The sequence below is a fragment of the Pseudomonas sp. genome (genome assembly GCF_030696055.1).
Lineage (GTDB): Bacteria > Pseudomonadota > Gammaproteobacteria > Pseudomonadales > Pseudomonadaceae > Aquipseudomonas.
The window spans coordinates 1-3,534 of sequence record NZ_JAUYNP010000278.1 but is presented as its reverse complement, the minus strand read 5'-3'; the positions used below and the strand labels follow the sequence as shown (position 1 = coordinate 3,534).

Here is a 3,534-nt window from a genome sequence, read left to right as displayed (position 1 = left end):
TCAAGCAGCTGGTCGATGAAAACCACGTGCATGGCTGGGACGACCCGCGCATGTCGACCTTGAGCGGCTACCGTCGCCGCGGCTACACCCCGGCCTCGATCCGCACCTTCTGCGACATGATCGGCGTCAACCGCGCCGGCGGCCTCGTGGACGTAGGCATGCTGGAATTCGCCATCCGTGACGACCTGGACGCCAATGCCGCCCGCGCCATGTGCGTGCTCAAGCCGCTCAAGGTGGTCATCACTAACTACCCTGAAGGTCGGGTCGAAAACCTCGAACTGGCGCGCCACCCCAAGCAGGAGATGGGCGTGCGTGTGCTGCCGTTCAGCCGCGAGATCTATATCGACGCCAGCGACTTCGAAGAAGTCCCGCCGGCCGGCTTCAAGCGCCTGATCCCCGGCGGCGAAGTGCGCCTGCGCGGCAGCTACGTGATCCGTGCCGATGAGGCGATCAAGGATGCCGCCGGCAACATAGTCGAGCTGCACTGCAGCTATGACGAGAACACCCTGGGCAAGAACCCCGAGGGTCGCAAGGTCAAGGGTGTGATCCACTGGGTGCCGGCGGCGGAAAGCGTCGAGTGCGAGGTGCGTCTGTACGACCGCCTGTTCCGCTCCGCCAACCCGGAGAAGGCCGAGGAGGGCGCCAGCTTCCTCGACAATATCAACCCGGATTCGCTGGTGGTGCTCAAGGGCTGTCGCGCCGAGCCGTCGCTGGCGGGTGCCGCACCGGAAGAGCGCTTCCAGTTCGAGCGCGAAGGCTACTTCTGCGCCGATATCAAGGACAGCAAGCCGGGTGCGCCGGTGTTCAACCGTACCGTAACGCTGCGCGATTCCTGGGCTTAATCAAACCGAATGCGCCGTAAACCGGGCCGGCATGCTGGCCCGTGGTTTTCCAAGGAATGCCGATGCTCTCGATCTACAACACGCTGACCAAAAGCAAAGAAGCCTTCAAGCCGCTGGATGGCGACCAGGTGCGCATGTACGTCTGCGGCATGACCGTGTACGACTACTGCCACCTGGGCCACGGCCGCAGCATGGTGGCCTTCGACGTGGTGACCCGCTGGCTGCGCCATAGCGGCTATGACCTGACCTACGTGCGCAACATCACCGACATCGACGACAAGATTATCAACCGCGCCAAGGAGAACGGCGAGGCCTTCGAGGCCCTGACCGAGCGCATGATCGCCGCGATGCACGAAGACGAAGCGCGCCTGAACATCCTCAAGCCGGACCTGGAACCGCGCGCCACCGAGCATATCGCCGGCATGCACGCGATGATCCAGACCCTGATCGACAAGGGCTACGCCTACGCGCCGGGCAATGGCGACGTGTATTACCGCGTCGGCAAGTTCGCCGGCTACGGCAAGCTGTCGCGCCGCCGCGTGGAAGACCTGCGCATCGGCGCGCGCATCGAGCCGGACGAGTCCAAGGAAGACCCGCTGGACTTCGTGCTGTGGAAGGGCGCCAAGCCCGGCGAGCCGAGCTGGCAGTCGCCTTGGGGCGAGGGGCGTCCGGGCTGGCACATCGAGTGCTCGGTGATGTCCACCTGCTGCCTGGGCGATTCTTTCGATATCCACGGCGGCGGCAACGACCTGGAGTTCCCTCACCACGAGAACGAGATCGCCCAGAGCGAGGCGGCCACCGGCAAGCCCTACGCCAACGCCTGGCTGCACTGCGGGATGATCACCATCAACGGCGAGAAGATGTCCAAGTCCCTGGGCAACTTCTTCACCATCCGCGAGGTGCTGGAGAAGTACCACCCGGAAGTGGTGCGCTACCTGCTGATCGCCAGCCACTACCGCAGCCCGATCAACTACTCGGAAGAGAACCTGCGCGAGTCCAAGCGGGCGCTTGAGCGTTTCTACCACTCGCTCAAAGGTCTGCCGCAAGCGGCGCCTGCCGGTGGCGAGGCCTTTATCGAGCGTTTCGCCCAGGCGATGAACGACGACTTCAATACCGCGGGTGCTTGCTCGGTGTTGTTCGAGTTGGCGAGCGAGATCAATCGCCTGCGCGGCAGCGATCTGCCCGCGGCGGCCGGTCTGGCGGCGCGCTTGAAGGAGCTGGCCGGTCTGCTCGGCGTATTGCAGCTGGAACCTGAGGCTTTCCTCCAGGCCGATGCCGCGGGCAAGGTCGATGCGGCCGAGGTCGAAGCACTGATCCAGGCCCGCCTTGACGCCCGCGCGGCGAAGAACTGGGGCGAGTCCGACCGCATCCGCGACCAGCTCAGCGCCATGGGCGTGGTGCTGGAAGACGGCAAGGGCGGCACCAGCTGGCGCTTGGCCGAGTAAGGCATGCGCTGCTATTAAACAGGCCGCTCTCGAGCGGCCTGTTTATTTATGGCTACAGAGCATTCCGAGCGGTGCAGTTTTGGCGGGCGTCGTGCTGGTATCTACCCGCTGTTTATCCATTGCGCCGGGATGATGCTTTACTCGGCTCGACCCGCCAGTTACTGCGCCTTGCCGGGTCGCAATCAGGCCGAACGGTTTTTTCTGCGGCCATAGAAGCAGAAGGGAGATTCAATGCACGTCAGCCGTCTATCGCGAGCCCTGGTTGCGTTTTTGCTAGGGGCTGGAGCCTTGTATCTGCTGCTCTGCGTTGCTTTGCTGGTGTTCCAGCGCTCGTTTATCTACTTCCCGCAGCCCCGCGCTATTGATAACCCCGCCACGCTGCTCAAGCTGCCCCTAGAGGGTGCCGAGGTGCTGGTTTCCACCCGGCCACTCGAGGGCCCGAATGCCTTGATCTACTTCGGCGGCAACGGCGAGGACGTCTCCCTCAACCTGCCCGATTTTTCCCAGGCCTTCAGCGATCATGCGCTCTACCTGCTGCATTACCGAGGCTACGGCGGCAGCGGCGGCTCGCCCTCCGAAGAGGCTATTCAGGCCGATGCGCTTGCCCTGTTTGACCAGGTTTATGCCCAGCACCCCTGCACTGTGGTGATGGGGCGCAGTTTGGGGGCGGGCGTGGCGGTGCATCTGGCCAGCCAGCGGCCAGCAGCCCGTTTGGTCCTGATTACGCCCTACAACAGCATCCAAGAACTGGCGCAGAGCCGGTTTCCTTATATTCCCGTGCAGTGGCTGCTTAAGGACAAATTCGAGTCCTGGAAATATGCACAGCAGATCCGCGTGCCAACGCTGTTGATCGCGGCGGAACAGGACCAGGTCATTCCGCGCGCCAGCACCGATGCGCTCTTCAGCCATTTCGCCAAGGGTGTGGCTGCGCTCAAGGTTATTCCGGCTGCGGGGCACAACTCGATAGCGCAACGCCCGGAGTACCTGAGGCTACTTAAGGGCGCGTTATGTAAGGGCTAGCGCAGTGTCCGCCTGTTTTTGCCTTGCCTGCGCTCGCGAGATAGTGAACCGACTCTTAGGGATTGGCGTTTGGCCACCGTTCATTTGAGCCGTTATGCAGCAGGCCTTAGAACCTGTTCACGATCTCGCGAGCTAGAGATAAACGGTGGCGAAAACGGCCGAGGAAGCGGAGTTTACGAGCTGTAAATGAGCATTCCGAGGTCGTTTTCAACGCCGTTTAGCCGACG

At 62.8% G+C, this 3,534-nt stretch carries 3 protein-coding genes; all 3 read left to right on the top strand.

Going from position 1 to position 3,534, the window contains the following annotated elements:
- On the top strand, positions 1 to 842 hold an 842-nt coding region (locus Q8Q83_RS16425), incomplete at its 5' end, for a glutamate--tRNA ligase family protein (RefSeq protein WP_305625202.1).
- Between the two features lie 62 nt (positions 843 to 904).
- Positions 905 to 2,287 (top strand): cysteine--tRNA ligase, encoded by a 1,383-nt coding sequence (cysS, locus tag Q8Q83_RS16420; protein WP_305625201.1) that lies wholly within the window; start codon positions 905 to 907, stop codon positions 2,285 to 2,287.
- Positions 2,288 to 2,518: 231 nt separating this feature from the next.
- Complete coding sequence (locus tag Q8Q83_RS16415) at positions 2,519 to 3,307, top strand: alpha/beta hydrolase (RefSeq protein WP_305625200.1); 789 nt, start codon at positions 2,519 to 2,521, stop codon at positions 3,305 to 3,307.
- Positions 3,308 to 3,534: the final 227 nt, after the last annotated feature.